The following is an 18181-nucleotide window of genomic DNA, read 5'->3' as shown; positions in this document are numbered from 1 at the left end:
GATTTTTCTTTGCCCCGCTCTAGAAACTCAAACGGTAATGCAGGGTATAGGCCTCGGCACCGTCGTTCGGGTTTTCCAGCCCGGCGTTGGAGTAATGCAACGCCCGCAGACCGACTTCCTGACCGGCAAAGCGCAGCCCGAAACCGAGGCGATCTTCGAACTGGAAGGACGAACCCAGATCGTTGTCCTCCAACTCGGTGCTGCTGAAGACGGCCAGGCCGATACCCGCTTCGACATAGGGCCGCACACTGTCGCCGGCAAACTCGTAGACGAACACCGGCGTGAAGGACAGGCTGTGGTTGCTCGCCGTCTCGTCGCCTTCCCAGTAGGTATACCCCGCATCCCAGTAACCGGTCAGGCGCCCGATGTCATGCGTCAGCAAGGTGCCGAAATCGAACTGGGTGCCCAGCCGATAGACCATGGTCGAGTCGCCGGACTGGCCGATGGCGAAGGTCACGTCGGCGGCTTGCGCTGTGCCAACCGGCCCCAGGATCAAGGCTGCAAGCGCAGCCGCAGGAAACAGCTTGGTCATTGGAATATCCTTTTTCACCCGGTGGAGGGAGCTCCACCCTTCGCTGCTGGAAGTATAGAAATTTTTGTTCCTAGTGAAAGGCCAGCAATGCATAAAAGTGCAGTCCTGGCGCAATCACAGCGGTCGCACCGGCGCCGACTCACCCCACAACAGGGGTAACACCGCCTGCATGCGCAGCGGTTCGGCGCTCGACCAGAAGCGGGCCGCCTGCGCCGGCCCGCCGGCCAGCAACTGGCGCTCGCCGAGCCTGCGCTGCAGTTGCCGCGCCACCGCCGCGCCGGTGTCGATCAGGCTGACCGATGCAGGCAGCAGCTCGCGCAACAATGGCTTGATAAAGGGGTAATGGGTACAACCGAGGATCAGCGTGTCGCAGCCCTCGGCCAGCAGTGGCTGCACCCAGCCACGCAGCATGTCGCGGGTCTGCGCGCCATCCAGATCGCCGGCCTCGATACGTTCGACCAGGCCCGGGCACGGCTGGGTAATCACCCGCACATCGCTGGCGAAGCGGTCGAGCAAGGCGGCGAATTTGGCGCTCTTCAGGGTACCGGTGGTGGCCAGCACGCCGACCACCCCCGAGCGGGTCGCGGCAGCGGCCGGCTTGACCGCCGGCTCCATGCCGACGATCGGCAACTGCGGGTACAGCTCGCGCAATTCGGCGACGCCCGCCGCGGTGGCGGTATTGCAGGCCAGCACCAGCGCCTTGGCGCCTTGCTCGAGGAGAAACCCGGCCAGCAGCCGGCAGCGCTCGCGGATGAATTCCGGGCTCTTCTCGCCATAGGGCACATGACCGCTGTCGGCTATATAGAGCAGCGATTCATTGGGCAGCAGCGCACGAATCTCGCCCAGCACCGACAGACCGCCGACGCCGGAATCGAACACGCCGATTGGCGCGTCATTGCTCACGGCCGGCACCGCCACAGACGCTGCACGCCGGGTCACGCTTGACCCGCAGCTCACGAAAGCGCGAGCCCAGCGCATCGATCAGGAGCAAGCGACCGACCAGCGGCTCACCGAACTGCGCCAGCAGCTTCAGGGCTTCCAGGGCCTGCAGGCTACCGACCAAACCCACCAGCGGGCCGACCACGCCGGCCTCGCTGCAGGTCAGTTCGGCTTCGCTGCCGTGGCCGTACAAGCAGTGATAGCAGGGGCTGTCGGCACGCCGTGGATCGAACACCGAGAGCTGCCCTTCCAGGCGAATCGCCGCGCCGCTGACCAGCGGCTTGCGCGCCGCCACGCAGGCGGCGTTGACCGCCACGCGGGTGGCGAAGTTGTCCGAGCAATCCAGCACCAGATCCACCGCCGCCACGGCGGCGGCCAGGGAATCGCTGTCCAGCGCCTGGCGATGGCTGTGCAGGCGCAGCTGTGGGTTGATCGCCAGCAGGCGTCGCGCGGCCGAGTCGACCTTGCTCTGGCCGATGCTCTGGGTGTCATGGACGATCTGTCGCTGCAGGTTGCTCAGGTCCACCGTGTCGAAATCCGCCAGGTGCAATTCGCCAACCCCGGCCGCCGCCAGATACAGCGCCACCGGCGAGCCCAGCCCGCCGAGACCGACGATCAGCGCGCGGCTGCGCTTGAGGCGCAACTGGCCATCGATATCGATCTGTTGCACCAGGATCTGCCGGCTGTAGCGCAGCAGTTCCTGGTCACTCAGCATGTCCTGTTGGTTCATGGTGTCACTCATGCGGCTGTTCCTGAAGCAAGCATCCCAGACTGATACGTTCGTGACCACCCAGGTCGCGACGGCTCTGCACCGCGCTGAAACCGCGCGCGGCCAGCAGCTCGCGCACCGCGGCGGCCTGGTCGAAGCCGTGTTCCAGCAGCAGCCAGCCCGCCGCGTCGAGATAGGCCGGCGCCTGTTCGATGATCAGGCGAATATCGTCCAGTCCATCGACCCCGGCAACCAGCGCACTGCTCGGCTCGAAGCGCAGATCGCCCTCGCCCAGATGATGATCGCCGGCGGCGATATACGGTGGGTTGCTGACGATCAGCCGATAACGCTGGCCGGCCAGCGCCGCGAACCAGTGACTCTCGCAGAAACGCGCATTGGCCAGCTTGAGCCGCGCGCGGTTGCGCTCGGCCAGGGCTACCGCCTGCGGTACCCGATCGACACCTGTGACCTGCCAGGCCGGCCGTTCGCTGGCCAGGGCCAGGGCAATCGCGCCGGTGCCGGTGCCTAGGTCGAGCACGGCCGCAGGCGTGGCCGGCAGCAGGGTCAATGCGGTCTCCACCAGCAACTCGGTGTCCGGCCGGGGAATCAGGGTGTGCGCGGCGACGTCCAGCTCCAGGCTCCAGAAGCCCTGGCGGCCGAGAATATGCGCCACCGGCTCGCCGGCCTTGCGCCGCGCCAGGTCGGCGGCAAAGCGGGCGCCCTGTTCGGCGTTGACCTCACGCTCGGGCCAGGTGTGCAGGTAGCTGCGCGACTTGCACAGGGTATGGGCGAGCAACAGCTCGGCATCCAGCCGCGGCGTCGGCGAGTCGGGCAGTTCGGCGTGGCTGAGCAAGGATTCGATGGTGACCATGGCTGCATTTTCGTAGGAGCCAGCTTGCTGGCGATCAAAGAGCGTCAAGCATCGCGAGCAAGCTCGCTCCTACAGGAGCTAGAGCTAACCCGCCCCGTAGCCCGGATGCAATCCGGGGCAAAGCCAACCTGCATCAATCGCCCAACGCGGCCAACTGGTCGGCCTGGTATTCGGCGAGCAGCGGTTCGATCACCGCGTCGACGCCACCGGCCAGCACTTCATTGAGCGAATACAGGGTCAGGTTGATGCGATGATCGGTGACCCGGCCCTGGGGGAAGTTGTAGGTGCGAATACGCTCGGAACGGTCACCGGAGCCCACCAGCAATTTGCGCGTGTCGGAAATCTCCTTGTGCGCGGCGGCCTCCTGCTGGTCCTTCAACTTGGCCGACAACCAGGCCATGGCCCGCGCACGGTTCTTGTGCTGGGAGCGCTCTTCCTGACATTCGACCACCGTGCCGGTGGGAATGTGGGTGATGCGGATCGCCGAGTCGGTGGTGTTGACGTGCTGACCACCGGCACCGGAAGAGCGGTAGGTGTCGATGCGCAAATCGGCCGGATTGATGTCGATGGCCGCTTGTTCATCCGGTTCGGGCAACACAGCCACGGTGCACGCCGAGGTGTGGATGCGGCCCTGGGATTCGGTTTCCGGAACCCGCTGGACGCGGTGGGCGCCGGACTCGAACTTGAGCTTGCCATAGACATTGTCGCCTTCGACCCGGGCAATCACTTCCTTGTAGCCGCCGTGCTCGCCTTCGCTGGCCGAGAGAATCTCAACCCGCCAGCCGCGCCGTTCGGCATAGCGCGAATACATGCGGAACAGGTCGCCGGAGAAGATCGCCGCCTCGTCGCCGCCGGTGCCGGCGCGCACTTCGAGAAAGACGTTGCGGCCGTCGCTGGGGTCTTTCGGCAACAGCATGCGCTGCAGGTTGTCTTCCAGTTCGATCAGCTTTTCTTTGGCCTCGGCAACTTCTTCCTCGGCCATTGCACGCATGTCCGGGTCGCTGTCCTTGAGCAGCGCCTGGGCGCCCTCGAGATCGGCCTGCACCTTTCGAAACGCCCGAAACGTGCTGTTAACCGGCTCGATCTCGGCATATTCGCGGGAGTAAGCCCGGAACTGGTTCTGATTGCCGATCACTTCGGCATCGCCAAGCAGCGCAGTCAGCTCTTCGAAGCGGTCCTGCAGCATGTCGAGTTTGTTGATCAGTGACGCTTTCATTGCAGGCCTTTATTTATTGACCGAACTGGACGGCGCGCCCTCATCGAGGGCAAAGAGTTCCTGGGCCACGCCGAGCGCATCGACGCGACCGTCGGCAGAGAGTTTTTTCAGCTGCACGCTAGGCGCATGCAGCAGCTTGTTGGTCAGTCCGCGGGCCAGTTGCACCAGCACCTCCTCGGCCGCACTGCCGTTATTGAGCAGGCGCAGGGCCTTGGCCAATTCTTCGTCGCGCAGGCGCTCGCCCTGCTGGCGATAGGCCTTGAGCACATCCACCGCGGCCAGCTCGCGCAGGCGCAGCATGAAGGTCTCGGCACCCACGGCGACCAGCTCCTCGGCCGCCTGTGCGGCGCCCTGGCGGCTTTTCAGGTTCTCCGCGATCACTTCGTGCAGGTCATCGACGGTGTACAGGTAGACATCGTCGAGCTCGCCGACCTCGGCCTCGATATCCCGTGGCACGGCGATGTCAACCATGAAGATCGGCTTGTGCCGGCGCTGTTTCAGCGCACTTTCCACCGCGCCCTTGCCGAGAATCGGCAACTGGCTGGCAGTCGAGCTGATGACGATGTCACTGTGCACCAGCTCCTGGGGAATATCCGAGAGCAGCACCGCATGGGCACCGAACTGCTCGGCCAGGCTGCTGGCCCGCTCCAGGGTGCGATTGGCCACGACGATGCGCTTGACCCCCTGTTCGTGCAGGTGCCGCGCCACCAGGCTGATGGTCTCGCCGGCGCCGATCAGCAGGGCCTGGCTGCGGTGCAGGTCGCTGAAGATCTGCTTGGCCAGGCTCACCGCGGCAAACGCCACCGACACCGGGTTCTCGCCGATCGCGGTATCGGTGCGCACGGTCTTGGCGGTGCTGAAGGTGGCCTGGAACAGGCGCCCGAGCAACGGGCCAATGGTGCCGGCCTCGCGCGCCACGGCGTAGGCGGACTTCATCTGCCCGAGAATCTGCGGCTCGCCCAGCACCATCGAGTCCAGCCCCGAGGCCACCCGCATCATGTGGCGCACCGCGGCATCGTCCTCGAGCACGTAGGCACAGGCGCGCAACTCGTCGAGGCTGAGCCTGTGGTACTCGGCCAGCCAGACCAGCACCCCGTCGACGGTCAGCACGTCCTGTTCGAGGTACAGCTCGCTGCGGTTGCAGGTCGACAGAATCGCCGCCTCGCGGCTGGCCGTGCACCGGCAGAGCTGCTGCAGGGCCTCGACCAGCTGCTCCGGGGAAAAAGCCACGCGTTCGCGTACCGCCACCGAAGCGGTTTTATGGTTGATCCCGAGGGCAATAAAGGTCATGCACAGTCGCTGGCAGGAAGATAAGCGCGCAATTGTCCTACTTCGACAGAGTGAGAACAACCACCGCCGAATATTGTCTCAAGTAGTCACCAATCAGCTATCAGGCCTCGCCCCATGGGCTTGCCCTACGGCTTGTGTCATGATGCTCCGACCGCAGGTTAGTCGCTCTTCTCTCTATGAATAGATCATTCGCGTTGCTGGCCGCCCTTGCCTTGTTAAGCGGTTGCCAGACATTTACCTCCTCCGAGCCAGACGGCGTACCGCCAGTGGAAGAAGCCTCTGCTGTAGCAGAAGTGCCGAAGCCCGAAGTCTATGCTTCGTTCAGCCAGGAAACCCTGCTCGCCTTGCTCACCGCCGAACTGGCCGGGCAACGCAATCGCTTCGATATCGCCATCGGCAACTACGTGCAGCAGGCCCAGGCGACCCAGGACGCCGGTGTGGCCGAGCGCGGCTTTCGGATTGCCGAATACCTCGGCGCCGAGCAAGCGGCGCTGGATACCTCGCTGATCTGGGCGAAAAACGCCCCCGACAACCTCGACGCCCAGCGTGCCGCCGCCATTCAGCTGGCCCGCGCCGGCCGTTATGACGAGTCCATGACCTACATGGAGCAGGCGCTGCAACGCAAAGGCAGCACCCACTTCGACTTCCTCGCCCTGTCCGCCCTCGAAACCGACCCGGATACCCGCGCCGGCCTGCTGCAAAGCTTCGACCGCCTGCAGAGCAAGTACCCGGACAACGGCCAGCTGCTATTCGGCAAAGCCTTGCTCCTGCAGCAGGACGATCGCCCGCAGGAAGCCCTCGAGCTGCTCGAAGCACAATCGGCCAACCAGGATGAAATCCCTCCTCTGCTGCTCCATGCACGGCTGCTGCAAAGCCTCGAGCGTGGCGAGGAAGCCTTGCCCCTGCTGGAAAAAGGCATCAGCCTGCACCCCGACGACAAGCGCCTGCGCCTGACCTATGCCCGCCTGCTGGTCGAACAGGATCGCCTGGACGACGCCAAAGGCGAGTTCGCCTCGCTGCTGCAACAGTTCCCCCAGGACGACGACCTGCGCTTCTCGCTCGCCCTGGTCTGCCTGGAAGCCGAAGCCTGGCACGAGGCCATCGTCTACCTCGAAGAGCTGATCGAACGTGACAGCCACGTCGATGCCGCCCACTACAACCTGGCCCGCGCCTATGAAGCCCTCGGCGAAAATGACAGCGCCCTGATCGAATATGCACTGGTCGGCCCCGGCAATGATTTCCTCCCGGCCCAGGCGCGCCAGGCGCAACTGCTGCTCGACAGCAAGCGCGGGGCAGAAGCCGCGCAGCGCCTGAGCGAGGCCCGTACAGCGCAGCCCGACTATGCCATCCAGCTCTACCTGATCGAATCGGAAGCCCTGGCCAGCCACAGCCAGCACGAACAAGCCTGGCAAGTGGTGCAGCAAGCGCTGGAGCAATTCCCCGACGACCTCAACCTGCTCTACACCCGCGCCATGCTCGCCGAGAAACGCGACGACCTGGACCTGCTGGAGCAGGATCTGCGCTTCATTCTCGAACGCGAACCGGACAACAGCATGGCGCTCAACGCGCTGGGCTACACCCTGGCCGACCGCACCACGCGCTACGACGAAGCCAAGGAGCTGATCGAGCAAGCCCTGCAGCTCAACCCGCAAGACCCGGCGATTCTCGACAGCCTCGGCTGGGTCAACTATCGACTGGGCAATCTCGACGAAGCCGAACGCCTGCTGCGCCAGGCGCTGGCGCGCTTCCCCGACCATGAAGTCGCCGCCCACCTCGGCGAAGTACTCTGGGCCCGGGGCAAGCAGCGCGAGGCGCGCAAGGTCTGGGCCAACGCCCTCAAACAACAGCCTGACAGCACTTTATTGCGCAGCACCCTGCTGCGCCTGACCGGATCAGAGACCTTTTGATGTTTGTGCGGCAACTCCTCGTACTCGGCCTGCTGGCCCTGCTCGCCGGCTGCGCCGGCCTGACCTCCCGCGAATCCCTCGAGGGCGAAGGCAGCCCGGCGCTCTGGCAAAGCCATAAACAACAGATCGGCGGCCTCGACGCCTGGCAAATCAGCGGCAAGGTCGGTATTCGCGCAGCACAGGACTCCGGCAGCGGCACCCTGTTCTGGCTGCAGCGCCAGGACTATTACGACATTCGCCTGTCCGGCCCGCTCGGCCGTGGCGCTGCACGCCTGACCGGGCGTCCAGGCGACATCCAGCTTGAAGTAGCCAACCAGGGGCGCTACCAGGCCGCCTCCCCCGAACAACTGCTGCAGCAACAGCTGGGCCTCAACCTGCCGGTCTCGCACCTGCTGTGGTGGATTCGCGGCCTGCCCGCGCCCGACAGCAGAAGCCGCCTGACCCTCGACCGCGACAGCCGTCTGGCGCAACTGAGCCAGGACGGCTGGCAGGTCGAGTACCTGCGTTACGCCGAGCAGGATGGCTACTGGCTGCCCGAGCGCCTCAAGCTGAGCGGTCACGATTTGCAGGTCACCCTGGTGATCAAGGACTGGCAACCGCGCCAGCTCGGCCAATGACCCCGTCGGCAATACCCGCCGCCGCCGAACTGAAGCTGCCGGCACCGGCCAAACTCAACCTGATGCTGCATATCCTCGGCCGCCGCGCCGACGGCTACCACGAGCTGCAGACCCTGTTCCAGTTCCTCGACTTTGGCGACGAGCTGGGTTTCGCCCTGCGCGCAGACGGCGCCATCCGCCTGCACAGCGACATCCCCGGCGTGGCCCACGACAGCAACCTGATCGTGCGCGCCGCTCGCGCCCTGCAACAGCAGACGGGCTGCGCACTGGGCGCCGACATCTGGCTGACCAAGCGCCTGCCCATGGGCGGCGGGATCGGCGGCGGCAGCTCGGATGCGGCGACCACCCTGCTCGGCCTCAACCACCTCTGGCAACTGCATTGGGACGAAGATCGCCTGGCCGGCCTGGGCCTGAGCCTGGGTGCCGACGTCCCGGTTTTCGTTCGCGGCCGCGCCGCCTTCGCCGAAGGCGTTGGCGAAAAACTCACCCCAGTGACCCTCAGCGAGCCCTGGTTTCTCGTGGCAATTCCGCAAGTCCTTGTCAGTACTGTGGAAGTTTTCTCCGACCCTGAGTTGACACGGGATACGCCGCCCATTAAAGTTCGCAGCCTTCTTGAGGGGGGTAGTCGTAATGACTGCCAGCCAGTCGTCGAGAAGCGTTACCCAGAAGTACGTAACGCGCTGATCTTATTGAACAAATTCGTATCGGCAAAACTGACTGGGACTGGAGCTTGTGTGTTTGGGAGCTTCCCAAACAGGGCCGATGCTGATAAAGTCGCCCGCCAACTTCCAGCCACTCTGCCAAGTTTTGTGGCACAAGGTCGTAACATCTCGATGTTGCACCGCGAGCTTGAAGTATTGGCAAAGAAGTGAATGCGTAGCATCAGTTACAGGGGCGTCGCCAAGCGGTAAGGCAGCAGGTTTTGATCCTGCCATGCGTTGGTTCGAATCCAGCCGCCCCTGCCATTACTGCCCCAGGGCAGCGATAAACTGACAAGCAGCATTGGGTTACACACGATACAGGGGCGTCGCCAAGCGGTAAGGCAGCAGGTTTTGATCCTGCCATGCGTTGGTTCGAATCCAGCCGCCCCTGCCATTTTCTATACTCATCCAGGTATACCCTCAGCCGGCAGGTACTGCGCGTGTCCAAGATGATGGTCTTTACGGGGAACGCTAACCCCGATCTGGCGCGACGTATCGTACGTCAGCTGCACATCCCCCTCGGCGATGCCTCTGTCGGAAAATTCTCCGACGGCGAAATCATGATTGAAATCAACGAAAACGTTCGCGGTAAAGACGTTTTCCTGATTCAGCCGACGTGCGCGCCAACCAACGACAACCTGATGGAACTGGTAGTGATGGCCGACGCCTTCCGCCGCTCCTCAGCCACCCGAATCACCGCTGTCATCCCCTACTTCGGCTATGCCCGCCAGGATCGCCGACCGCGCTCCGCCCGCGTGGCAATCAGCGCCAAAGTCGTGGCCGACATGCTCACCGTAGTAGGCATCGACCGGGTTCTTACCGTCGACCTGCACGCGGACCAGATTCAGGGCTTCTTCGATATCCCGGTAGATAACATCTACGGTTCGCCAGTACTGGTGGACGATATCGAAGACCAGCGCTTCGACAACATGATGATCGTCTCCCCGGACATCGGTGGCGTGGTGCGTGCGCGTGCCGTCGCCAAATCTCTGGGTGTCGACCTGGCGATCATCGACAAGCGTCGCGAGAAAGCCAACCAGTCCGAAGTGATGCACATCATCGGCGACGTGGAAGGCCGTACCTGCATCCTGGTCGACGACATGGTGGATACCGCCGGCACCCTGTGCCACGCGGCCAAAGCGCTGAAAGAACATGGCGCCGCCAAGGTCTTCGCCTATTGCACCCACCCGGTACTCTCGGGCCGTGCGATCGAAAACATCGAAAACTCCGTACTCGACGAGCTGGTGGTGACCAACACCATCCCGCTGTCCGCTGCCGCGCAATCCTGTTCGCGTATTCGCCAACTGGATATCGCCCCGGTAGTCGCTGAAGCGGTTCGCCGTATCAGCAATGAAGAATCGATCAGCGCGATGTTCCGCTAACCCGGAAATCGCCCTGAACGCGAAACGCCCCACTGTGTTGGTGAGGCTTATTACCTAACCGTCTGGTCGCTGGTCGCAAGCGTGAAGGGCGGTTTGGTTATTTTGGAGAAGTGAAATGACTGTTGAATTTGCCCTGAATGCTGAAGTGCGTTCCGACCTGGGGAAAGGTGCGAGCCGCCGCCTGCGTCGTAACGTTGCCATGGTTCCTGCTGTCATCTACGGTGGCGAAAAAGCCCCGCAGTCGATCAGCCTGCTGGCCAAAGAACTGGCCAAACTGCTGGAAAACGAAGCCTCGTTCAGCCACGTGCTGAACCTGAATGTCGCCGGCAGCACCGAAAGCGTCCTGATCAAAGCGCTGCAGCGTCACCCGGCCAAAGGCTACGTGATGCACGCCGACTTCATCCGTGTGGTTGCCGGCCAGAAACTGACCGCCCACGTCCCCCTGCACTTCCTCAACCAGGAAACCTCGGTTGGCGTGAAGACCCAAGGTGGCGAAGTTTCCCACACCCTGGTTGAAGTTGAAGTTTCCTGCCTGCCGAAAGACCTGCCGGAATTCATCGAAGTCGACATGGCTGCCGTTGAAATCGGTCAGATCGTTCACCTGTCCGACCTGAAACTGTCGAAAGGCGTTGAACTGGTTGCACTGGCTCACGGTAACGACCTGGCAGTGGCCAACATCCACGCTTCGCGCGTAGTCAAAGACGTAGTAGAAGGCGAAGGCGAAGGCGCTGCCGAGTAATACTCGCACCGCCGGAAACCAGCCCAGGCGCATTAGCGGCTGGGCTATTTCCACGAAAGGGCTCCTGACATGACTGCCGTACAACTGATCGTCGGCCTGGGCAACCCCGGCCCCGAATACGACCAGACCCGGCATAATGCAGGGGCCCTTTTCGTTGAGCGCCTGGCCAGCAACCAGGGCGTCAATCTCAACACTGATCGCAAATATTTCGGCCTGGTGGGCAAGTTCAGCCATCAGGGTCGCGACGTTCGCCTGTTGATCCCCACCACCTTCATGAACCGCAGCGGCCAGTCCGTAGCGGCGCTGGCGAATTTCTTCCGCATCCCGCCGGAAGCCATTCTGGTGGCCCACGACGAACTCGACATGCCGCCAGGCGTCGCCAAACTCAAACAGGGTGGCGGGCACGGCGGGCATAACGGCCTGCGCGACATCATCGCCCAGCTCGGCAACCAGAATAACTTTCACCGTCTGCGGCTTGGCATCGGCCACCCAGGGCACAGCAGCATGGTCTCCAACTTCGTCCTCAGCCGCGCGCCGCGCAGCGAGCAGGAACTGCTCGACACCAGCATCGACTTCGCTCTCGGCGTGCTGCCGGAAATGCTCGCTGGCGACTGGAACAAAGCGATGCTCAAGCTGCACAGCCAGAAAGCCACCTCTTAACTCTCCGCGAGGGATACACCATGGGATTCAATTGCGGCATCGTCGGCCTGCCCAACGTCGGCAAGTCCACCCTGTTCAATGCCCTTACCAAAGCCGGCATCAGCGCGGAGAACTTCCCTTTCTGCACCATCGAGCCCAACAGCGGCATCGTGCCGATGCCCGATGCGCGCCTGCAGGTACTGGCCGAGATCGTCAAACCCGAGCGTGTGCTGCCGACCACCATGGAGTTCGTCGACATCGCCGGCCTGGTCGAAGGCGCCTCCAAGGGTGAAGGCCTGGGCAACAAGTTCCTCGCCAACATCCGCGAGACCGATGCCATCGCCCACGTGGTGCGCTGCTTCCAGGACGACAACGTGATCCACGTGTCCAACAGCATCGACCCCAAGCGCGACATCGAAATCATCGACCTGGAACTGATCTTCGCCGACCTCGACAGCGTCGAGAAGCAGCTCTACAAGGTGCAGCGCAACGCCAAGGGCGGCGACAAGGATGCCGTCGCACAGAAAGCCCTGCTGGAGAAGCTGATCCCGCACTTCAGCAAAGGCAAGCCGGCGCGCACCCTGATGAAGACCCTCAGCGACGATGAGAAGCAACTGGTCAGGGGCTTCCACCTGCTCACCAGCAAGCCCGTGATGTACATCGCCAACGTCGCCGAAGACGGCTTCGAGAACAACCCGATGCTCGATGCGGTGCAAGCCATCGCCGACGCCGAAGGCGCCATCGTGGTGCCGGTGTGCAACAAGATCGAAGCGGAAATCGCCGAACTGGATGACGGCGAAGAGAAAGACATGTTCCTCGAAGCCCTAGGCTTCGAAGAACCCGGCCTCAATCGGGTAATCCGCGCCGGCTACGAACTGCTCAACCTGCAGACCTACTTCACCGCCGGCGTGAAGGAAGTACGCGCCTGGACCGTCAAGGTCGGCGCCACCGCACCGCAAGCCGCCGCCGTGATCCACACCGACTTCGAGAAAGGCTTCATCCGCGCCGAGGTCATCGCCTATAGCGACTTCGTCCAGTACAAGGGCGAAGCCGGCGCCAAGGAAGCAGGCAAATGGCGCCTGGAAGGCAAGGAGTACATCGTCAAGGACGGCGACGTCATGCACTTCCGCTTCAACGTCTAAGCGCTTGATCGCACGCGAAAAAATTCGCGCATCAGGGTTGACAGAAAAGTCCTGGACGCGAATAATGCGCGCCACATCGGCTACGTAGCTCAGCTGGTTAGAGCATAGCATTCATAATGCTGGGGTCCGGGGTTCAAGTCCCTGCGTAGCCACCAAACAAAACAAGGGTTTAGCGAAAGCTAAGCCCTTTTTTGTTTTCCGAAGTGACTACAAAGTAACTACGGCGTGCCTACAGACCGACTGACCACCTCAAGCTTCCCAAGGATTGATCACGGGAACGCCCAGGTAGTCGAAGTGACGAACATTGCGCGTAGCGACTCGCGCATCATGCAAAGCGGCGATTGCGGCGATCTGCCCGTCAGCCATATCCACGACCTTCCCTTCTGCCTCACTCTCAGCCGCTAAGCCTGCATAGTGAATAGCCGCTTCTGTATCAAACGGAAGAATGCGACCGGCAAAATCCTCTTCAAACATCAGCGTCGCCAGCTCGAGCAAACCTTGCTTGCGCTTGCCATCAGACATGCGGGCGATGCCGTAGAGAATTTCGGCAACGGTGATGGCACTGATGAACAGCTCGCGTGAAGACTGGGCATCAACCCACGCCAAGACCTCTGGAGCAGGCTTAGCCCGCATCAACTCGGAAAGCACGTTGGTATCCAGCAAGATCATTCGCCAAAGCTCGCGGCACGTGCCTTGTCCTTGCGAGCAGGCACTTCGAGATCCACCCCACCAACGGTAGCGAATCGAGCGTGGATGCGACTACCTAAGCCACCACTCTTTTCTGGCTTAAATAACGCTTGGCGAATAATGACCCTGGCCTCTTCTTCCATCGAGCGGCCATGGCTTGCGGCAACCACACGCAGTTGAGCCTTGAGGTCGTCGTCTAGGTTTCGAATAGTGATGCTGGCCATATCGTCTCCAAATGAAATCATTGATTGCATTGATATCACCCAGAAGTATATCCGCACTGCGCAAGGGGCGACAGCCTCAAAGCAGACTCCAAATGATCCGGCGACAAGTGGGCATAGCGCATGGTCATGGTGATGGATGAATGGCCGAGGATTCGTTGCAGGCTGAGGATATCCCCTCCCCTCATCATGTAATGACTGGCGAAGGTGTGGCGTAGGATGTGGGTAGCTGCCCTGGTGTCTGGAAGCCACAGCGTTCGTAGGCGCTTCGAAATGTAGCCCGGCAGGACATGAACAGCCGACCGTTTCCAGGCATGGCCACCTTGAACGCAGCAGCTTCGACTTCCTTGGGTATCGGCACCGAGCGCGACTGCCGAGTCTTGATCCGGTGAAAATGGGCCTTGCCCAAAAGACGGCTCCTCGCGACAGGCTTCCGGCTTCATCCCAGTGCACACCAGTGCTCAAGCAGACCAGGGCAACCGGATAGGTGTGGTTGTTCGTCGACGCCCTGCCCTCACCGAGAAGCCGAGCGTTGGTCATGCGCCTGCTGAGATTTACTCCCCGGCTAGCACGGGCGCCACGTCGAAACACATGCGCCACCCCTCGTTATTGATCCCGAAGCGCCCAATCGAGACCGCCCTGTCGGGGTATATAAGCTGGAACCGCTCACACAGCCTCAGCGCGACTGCGTTCTTGGTTTCCTGAGTACGATCCTCGGCGGCCACATCGACATTAACGAAGCGACTATGCGCTCCTTCGTTCGCCTCAGGCTCAGGCAGACAACCCAGCGGCATCAACTCATCCGCGTATTCCTGTGCTGTTTTGCTCACGTCGCATCTCCTGACTGGGGTTTAGATCGCTGGTGACTACTGATGCACGACCTGTCGCACGCGGCAATCGGCGGACAAAGCTGGCGATTCAAGGACCAGCTAACGGCGAGGCAAGTTCCCCCGAAGAGACCTCAACCTTACGCCAATAAAGGGATCACCTGGCGACTTGCGTGTTTAACCAACACTGACAGTCAGCACGGGCTTATTGGTTTCCGCTCATTTCGCTCAGCGACTGTGAAAACATCGAGCCCGTCGCGAGAGCGTCTCCTGCTGTTCGCGGCTACGCACAGGGCGCCAAGCCATGGAGGCATGAGCCAGTCCCGCAGAGGCCGTATTACCTTGCAGCGGCCAATGCCGGCAAGGCCAGCATGGCCAAACCCACGGTTAATCGCGCCAGCACGATGGCTCTAGGTGATAATGCCCCACCATATGGTTATTCACTCAACAGAGGAGTCCTGCGCAGGTGATGTTCGAGATCAAGCAGTTGAATCCTGAGAAATACCGCCAGCAGACGCGCCGCAGCACCCTGATCATTGTGCTGCTTTTTGTGCTGCTGGGCATGCTGCTATCTAGCGCCGCCGTGAGCCTGTTCGGCGAACCCGGCGGCGATAATTTTCGCTGGAATCTGGGCGGCATTATTGCCGGGCTGCTGCTGACCGTGGTGCTGGTGCGGTTCAAGTTCTGGCAGCAACCCTGGATGGCGCCGGCCGTCTACGGCTGGCAGCTCAAGCGCAGGCTGATGAGCATCACCAATGTCATGCACCACGTCACCGTCGGCGTCGCCGCTCAAGATCCGAGCGCGATGAAACTGCTGCGCTTCTATCACCTGGGCCTGACCCAGATGCACCACCTGGACGGCAACCCCAGCGCCCTCAGCCAGATGATCGCGGAGATCAACCGACACAAGGAGTCTATGGCGGCCTTGGGCCTGGATACCGAGCAGAATCAGCTGGATCCAGCCTGGCTTGAGACGGTGAAGAAGGCCAACGCGGCGCGCTAACCGCGCCACTGGCCCACGAACAGCCGCTGGGTCTCGCTTCACTCAGCCTGCGCCGCCGACCTGCACCCCCATCCCGACCGATCAGCCGCGCCTGGCACTCATCTGCGTGCCCAGCAGCAGTCCGCCGAAGATCAGCCCGCCGCCCAGCCAGTGGAAGGGTTGCAAGCCCTCGCCCAGCAGCAGCCAGCCGAGTACCGCGGTGAACACCGGCATCAGGTAGTTGGACAGCGCCGCTTTGGCGGCGCCGAGTACGCGCACGCCGTGGTTCCAGGCAAGGTAGGCGACCAGCGAGGCGAATACCGCCGTATAGGCGATGGCGCCGAGGTTGCTCGGGGTGACGGCGAAACTGGCGCCCTGGCTGAGTTCGTAGAGGTAGAACGGCAGGATCAGCGGCACGCCGAGCAGCATCAACACGCCGAGCAGCGCCAGTGGCGGAATCGGCAGCAGGTACTTGGCCCAGCGCCGCAGCAGCAGGGAATACAGCGCCCAGTCGGCCACGGCCAGCAGCATGATCAGGTCGCCACGGTTGAACGACAGCGCGGTCAGGGTCGCCCAGCGGCCCTGGGCGATCAGCACCAGCAGGCCGCTCGCGGCCAGGCCCATGCCCCACCAGGCGCGGCGTTGCGGCCATTCGCCGAGCAGCAGGCCGGCGCCGATAAAGGTCATCAGCGGCAGGCAGGTGTTGACCAGGGTGATGTTGATCGCCGCGGTAGTCTGCGCGGCGCTGTAGAGCATCGAGTTGTAGCCGGCGATGCCGAGCCCGCCGAGCACCAGCAGGCGCCAGCCAGCCGCACGCAACTCGGGGCGATGGCGCCACAGCGGCGCCAGCACGAACGGCAGCAGCAGGCTCAGGGCCAGGCACCAGCGCCAGAACGACAGGGCCAAGGGCGGGATCTCGCCGGCGAAGGCGCGCGCCACCAGGGCGTTTCCCGACCAGCACAGCACGGCCAGCAGCAGGCCGAGCATGGCCAGGCTGCGCGAACTGTGCACCACCTCAGTTCTGGCCGAGCGGACGCAGGCGGTATTGCGGCGGCAGCTGTTCGATGCCACTGACGGTGACGTTGAGGTTCTTCCAGCGACCGTCCTTGATGCCGTAGATGCAGCCGTGTACCGACAGTTCCTGACCGCGATGCCAGGCGTTCTGCACGATAGTGGTATGGCTGACGTTGGCCACCTGCTGGATCACGTTGAGCTCACAGAGGCGGTCGACCCGCTCCTCCTCGCTCGGCAACTTCGCCAGATGGTCGCGGTGCTCGTAATACAGATCGCGGATGGTCCGCAGCCAACCGTCAATCAGGCCGAACTGGGTGTCCTGCATGGAGGCCCGCACGCCGCCGCAACCGTAGTGACCGGTGACCAGGATGTGCTTGACCTTGAGCACGTCGACCGCGTACTGGATCACCGACAGGCAGTTGAGGTCGGTGTGCAGCACCACGTTGGCGACGTTGCGATGGACGAACAGATCGCCCGGCAACAGGCCGACGATCTCGTTGGCCGGCACCCGTGCATCGGAGCAGCCGATCCACAGGTATTCCGGCGCCTGCTGGCGGGCCAGCTTGGCGAAGAACGCGGGGTCCTGCTGGGTGATGGCCTCGGCCCACCGTTCGTTGTTGTCGAAGAGGTGTTGTAAGTCACTCATACCATCGGCTCCCTAAAGTATCGATGCGCACCATACGGAGCGCACATGGCCTTTGACAAGCCACTTGGCGTTGCCGTCACAGCCGAAATGATGCAGACAGTGTCGAATCGCGCGAGCCCGGGCACCCTCAAACGGCCGCATTACCGCCGGGCCCGTCGACTCATGTCAGCCGAACGGCCCCGCTCGAGCGAGCGCAGAGGGAAATTCGCGGGAATCTTCCGCGTTCAGAACCGTCAACCCCCTATGGCTTCCGCAAAAGAGGAATACCGATGAGCCGATCCAGCACAACCAACGCAACAGCCCAGCAGGCCTCGAACCAGCAAGAGGAGTCCAAGCGCGATCAGGCTGTTCAGGAAGGAGCGCCGAACGAGCCCAGTGCCCAAGAGCAGATAATGGAGGAGCTTTCCCCCGGCAAACGCCGTGCAGCAGGCCTGAGCGGCGATGACGATCGCGGCTATGGCCCCGACAGCGACGACCTGGAAGCAGAAGACCTGATCAGGAACGACGGCGCCCGCTCGCCCTTTGAACAAGGTGAGGTGCTGGCCGCTGACATGGATCTGAGCATCGTCGACGCAGACGAAGCTGGTGCCGGCGATGTTCTCGATGAAGAAGAAATGGCCGGCCAGGAGCCGCTCAACTCAGCGCGACAGCGTACGCCGAACGGCTCAATCGATTAGCGTGCAGGCCATCACCAGCGCGTCCTCGCGGCCGCCGACCGCGGGGTAGTAGTCGCGGCGCCGGCCGATTTCATTGAAACCGTAACGCTCGTACAGGCGATAGGCCGACTGGTTGCTGGCGCGCACTTCGAGGAAGCATTCGCCAGCCTTGAGTTCCATGGCGCGTTGCATCAAGCGCTCCAGCAGCAACAAGCCGAAACCGCGACCCTGGCTCTCCGGCTTGATGGTGATATTGAGCAGATGGGCCTCGTCGATGATCACGTTGATCACCCCATGGCCGACCTGCTGCTGCCCCTCGAACATCACCCAGCAATCGTAGGACTTGAGGCTGTCGAGGAAGATGCCGCGGGTCCAGGGATGGCTGAACGCGGCGTACTCGATCTTCAGCACGGCCTCGATATCCGCCTCGCTCATCGGGCGGAAAGAAATCGCATCACTCATTC

At 62.6% G+C, this 18181-nt stretch carries 21 protein-coding genes, 3 tRNA genes and 1 pseudogene; 12 read left to right on the top strand and 13 right to left on the bottom strand.

What is annotated here, in order from left to right:
- Positions 1-19: 19 nt before the first annotated feature.
- The 6 genes from G9C89_RS09140 to hemA form a co-directional block, all read right to left on the bottom strand.
- On the bottom strand, positions 20-532 hold the full coding sequence (locus G9C89_RS09140; protein WP_172147561.1) for an acyloxyacyl hydrolase: 513 nt from the start codon (positions 530-532) through the stop codon (positions 20-22).
- A gap of 114 nt (positions 533-646) precedes the next feature.
- Positions 647-1435 carry a glutamate racemase gene (gene murI / locus G9C89_RS09135; protein ID WP_315852807.1) on the bottom strand — a complete coding sequence of 263 codons (789 nt, stop codon included), beginning with the start codon at positions 1433-1435 and terminating at the stop codon, positions 647-649.
- Positions 1425-2186: a molybdopterin-synthase adenylyltransferase MoeB gene (locus tag G9C89_RS09130; RefSeq protein ID WP_172147891.1), complete on the bottom strand. Its 762-nt coding sequence runs from the start codon at positions 2184-2186 to the stop codon at positions 1425-1427. Before G9C89_RS09130 ends, murI begins: the two co-directional genes overlap by 11 nt.
- A 19-nt stretch (positions 2187-2205) precedes the next feature.
- Positions 2206-3051, bottom strand: a complete 846-nt coding sequence (gene prmC / locus G9C89_RS09125; protein WP_172147559.1) for a peptide chain release factor N(5)-glutamine methyltransferase — start codon at positions 3049-3051, stop codon at positions 2206-2208.
- A 133-nt stretch (positions 3052-3184) separates the two neighbouring features.
- Positions 3185-4267, bottom strand: coding sequence for a peptide chain release factor 1 (gene prfA / locus G9C89_RS09120; RefSeq protein ID WP_172147558.1), 1083 nt, complete (start codon positions 4265-4267; stop codon positions 3185-3187).
- Between the two features lie 9 nt (positions 4268-4276).
- Positions 4277-5557 (bottom strand): glutamyl-tRNA reductase, encoded by a 1281-nt coding sequence (gene hemA / locus G9C89_RS09115; protein WP_172147557.1) that lies wholly within the window; start codon positions 5555-5557, stop codon positions 4277-4279.
- Between the two features lie 176 nt (positions 5558-5733).
- Between hemA and G9C89_RS09110 the strand changes: the two genes are divergently transcribed.
- The 10 genes from G9C89_RS09110 (at position 5734) to G9C89_RS09065 (ending at position 12839) form a co-directional block, all read left to right on the top strand.
- Complete coding sequence (locus tag G9C89_RS09110; protein ID WP_172147556.1) at positions 5734-7464, top strand: tetratricopeptide repeat protein; 1731 nt, start codon at positions 5734-5736, stop codon at positions 7462-7464.
- Entirely contained in the window at positions 7464-8081 is a 618-nt protein-coding gene (gene lolB / locus G9C89_RS09105) for a lipoprotein insertase outer membrane protein LolB (RefSeq protein WP_172147555.1), read from the top strand. The genes G9C89_RS09110 and lolB overlap by 1 nt, the downstream gene beginning before the upstream one ends.
- Positions 8078-8953: a 4-(cytidine 5'-diphospho)-2-C-methyl-D-erythritol kinase gene (gene ispE, locus G9C89_RS09100; RefSeq protein ID WP_172147554.1), complete on the top strand. Its 876-nt coding sequence runs from the start codon at positions 8078-8080 to the stop codon at positions 8951-8953. The genes lolB and ispE overlap by 4 nt, the downstream gene beginning before the upstream one ends.
- Before the next feature lie 18 nt (positions 8954-8971).
- A tRNA-Gln gene (locus tag G9C89_RS09095) sits at positions 8972-9046 on the top strand.
- Between the two features lie 55 nt (positions 9047-9101).
- A tRNA-Gln gene (locus G9C89_RS09090) sits at positions 9102-9176 on the top strand.
- Between the two features lie 46 nt (positions 9177-9222).
- Complete coding sequence (locus G9C89_RS09085) at positions 9223-10164, top strand: ribose-phosphate pyrophosphokinase (RefSeq protein ID WP_090505108.1); 942 nt, start codon at positions 9223-9225, stop codon at positions 10162-10164.
- A gap of 115 nt (positions 10165-10279) precedes the next feature.
- The gene (locus G9C89_RS09080; protein WP_172147553.1) at positions 10280-10903 is read left to right on the top strand and encodes a 50S ribosomal protein L25/general stress protein Ctc; all 624 of its coding nucleotides are present in this window, start codon (positions 10280-10282) and stop codon (positions 10901-10903) included.
- A gap of 69 nt (positions 10904-10972) precedes the next feature.
- A complete protein-coding gene (gene pth / locus G9C89_RS09075) occupies positions 10973-11563 on the top strand; it encodes an aminoacyl-tRNA hydrolase (RefSeq protein ID WP_172147552.1) in 591 nt (196 codons plus the stop codon).
- 20 nt (positions 11564-11583) lie between these two features.
- Entirely contained in the window at positions 11584-12684 is a 1101-nt protein-coding gene (gene ychF / locus G9C89_RS09070; protein ID WP_172147551.1) for a redox-regulated ATPase YchF, read from the top strand.
- A 78-nt stretch (positions 12685-12762) separates the two neighbouring features.
- Positions 12763-12839 (top strand) — tRNA-Met (locus G9C89_RS09065).
- A gap of 94 nt (positions 12840-12933) precedes the next feature.
- Here G9C89_RS09065 and G9C89_RS09060 read toward each other — a convergent pair.
- The 4 genes and pseudogenes from G9C89_RS09060 to G9C89_RS09045 form a co-directional block, all read right to left on the bottom strand.
- Positions 12934-13353 (bottom strand): type II toxin-antitoxin system VapC family toxin, encoded by a 420-nt coding sequence (locus G9C89_RS09060; RefSeq protein WP_172147550.1) that lies wholly within the window; start codon positions 13351-13353, stop codon positions 12934-12936.
- Positions 13350-13595, bottom strand: coding sequence for a FitA-like ribbon-helix-helix domain-containing protein (locus tag G9C89_RS09055; RefSeq protein ID WP_172147890.1), 246 nt, complete (start codon positions 13593-13595; stop codon positions 13350-13352). The genes G9C89_RS09060 and G9C89_RS09055 overlap by 4 nt, the downstream gene beginning before the upstream one ends.
- A 35-nt stretch (positions 13596-13630) precedes the next feature.
- Positions 13631-14123 (bottom strand): annotated as a pseudogene (locus G9C89_RS09050) (tyrosine-type recombinase/integrase); the annotation flags it as partial.
- A 23-nt stretch (positions 14124-14146) separates the two neighbouring features.
- Positions 14147-14422 (bottom strand): hypothetical protein, encoded by a 276-nt coding sequence (locus G9C89_RS09045; protein WP_172147549.1) that lies wholly within the window; start codon positions 14420-14422, stop codon positions 14147-14149.
- Positions 14423-14888: 466 nt separating this feature from the next.
- Between G9C89_RS09045 and G9C89_RS09040 the strand changes: the two genes are divergently transcribed.
- On the top strand, positions 14889-15422 hold the full coding sequence (locus G9C89_RS09040; protein ID WP_172147548.1) for a DUF3087 domain-containing protein: 534 nt from the start codon (positions 14889-14891) through the stop codon (positions 15420-15422).
- Positions 15423-15503: 81 nt separating this feature from the next.
- Here the strand turns inward: G9C89_RS09040 and G9C89_RS09035 are convergent, their stop codons facing one another.
- Complete coding sequence (locus G9C89_RS09035; RefSeq protein WP_390623785.1) at positions 15504-16412, bottom strand: DMT family transporter; 909 nt, start codon at positions 16410-16412, stop codon at positions 15504-15506.
- A 4-nt stretch (positions 16413-16416) separates the two neighbouring features.
- Positions 16417-17061, bottom strand: coding sequence for a carbonate dehydratase (can, locus tag G9C89_RS09030; protein ID WP_172147547.1), 645 nt, complete (start codon positions 17059-17061; stop codon positions 16417-16419).
- A 269-nt stretch (positions 17062-17330) separates the two neighbouring features.
- On the opposite strand from can, the gene G9C89_RS09025 reads away from it, so the two are divergent.
- On the top strand, positions 17331-17738 hold the full coding sequence (locus tag G9C89_RS09025; RefSeq protein ID WP_172147546.1) for a hypothetical protein: 408 nt from the start codon (positions 17331-17333) through the stop codon (positions 17736-17738).
- Here G9C89_RS09025 and rimI read toward each other — a convergent pair.
- Positions 17727-18179, bottom strand: coding sequence for a ribosomal protein S18-alanine N-acetyltransferase (rimI, locus tag G9C89_RS09020; protein ID WP_172147545.1), 453 nt, complete (start codon positions 18177-18179; stop codon positions 17727-17729). The two genes, G9C89_RS09025 and rimI, sit on opposite strands and share 12 nt — an antisense overlap.
- Between the last annotated feature and the right edge of the window lie 2 nt (positions 18180-18181).

It is taken from the genome of Pseudomonas tumuqii (genome assembly GCF_013184545.1).
Lineage (GTDB): Bacteria > Pseudomonadota > Gammaproteobacteria > Pseudomonadales > Pseudomonadaceae > Aquipseudomonas > Aquipseudomonas tumuqii.
Note: the sequence above shows the minus strand (reverse complement) of the source record. Positions and strands in the feature narration are given on the sequence as shown.

Coding starts and splice junctions, on each gene's coding strand:
- prfA (WP_172147558.1), bottom strand. CDS start 4,267: ATGAAAGCGTCACTGATCAACAAACTCGACATGCTGCAGGACCGCTTC.
- G9C89_RS09025 (WP_172147546.1), top strand. CDS start 17,331: ATGAGCCGATCCAGCACAACCAACGCAACAGCCCAGCAGGCCTCGAAC.
- can (WP_172147547.1), bottom strand. CDS start 17,061: ATGAGTGACTTACAACACCTCTTCGACAACAACGAACGGTGGGCCGAG.
- rimI (WP_172147545.1), bottom strand. CDS start 18,179: ATGAGTGATGCGATTTCTTTCCGCCCGATGAGCGAGGCGGATATCGAG.
- G9C89_RS09040 (WP_172147548.1), top strand. CDS start 14,889: ATGTTCGAGATCAAGCAGTTGAATCCTGAGAAATACCGCCAGCAGACG.
- prmC (WP_172147559.1), bottom strand. CDS start 3,051: ATGGTCACCATCGAATCCTTGCTCAGCCACGCCGAACTGCCCGACTCG.
- ispE (WP_172147554.1), top strand. CDS start 8,078: ATGACCCCGTCGGCAATACCCGCCGCCGCCGAACTGAAGCTGCCGGCA.
- pth (WP_172147552.1), top strand. CDS start 10,973: ATGACTGCCGTACAACTGATCGTCGGCCTGGGCAACCCCGGCCCCGAA.
- G9C89_RS09055 (WP_172147890.1), bottom strand. CDS start 13,595: ATGGCCAGCATCACTATTCGAAACCTAGACGACGACCTCAAGGCTCAA.
- G9C89_RS09110 (WP_172147556.1), top strand. CDS start 5,734: ATGAATAGATCATTCGCGTTGCTGGCCGCCCTTGCCTTGTTAAGCGGT.
- hemA (WP_172147557.1), bottom strand. CDS start 5,557: ATGACCTTTATTGCCCTCGGGATCAACCATAAAACCGCTTCGGTGGCG.
- G9C89_RS09080 (WP_172147553.1), top strand. CDS start 10,280: ATGACTGTTGAATTTGCCCTGAATGCTGAAGTGCGTTCCGACCTGGGG.
- G9C89_RS09140 (WP_172147561.1), bottom strand. CDS start 532: ATGACCAAGCTGTTTCCTGCGGCTGCGCTTGCAGCCTTGATCCTGGGG.
- G9C89_RS09060 (WP_172147550.1), bottom strand. CDS start 13,353: ATGATCTTGCTGGATACCAACGTGCTTTCCGAGTTGATGCGGGCTAAG.
- G9C89_RS09130 (WP_172147891.1), bottom strand. CDS start 2,186: ATGCTGAGTGACCAGGAACTGCTGCGCTACAGCCGGCAGATCCTGGTG.
- lolB (WP_172147555.1), top strand. CDS start 7,464: ATGTTTGTGCGGCAACTCCTCGTACTCGGCCTGCTGGCCCTGCTCGCC.
- ychF (WP_172147551.1), top strand. CDS start 11,584: ATGGGATTCAATTGCGGCATCGTCGGCCTGCCCAACGTCGGCAAGTCC.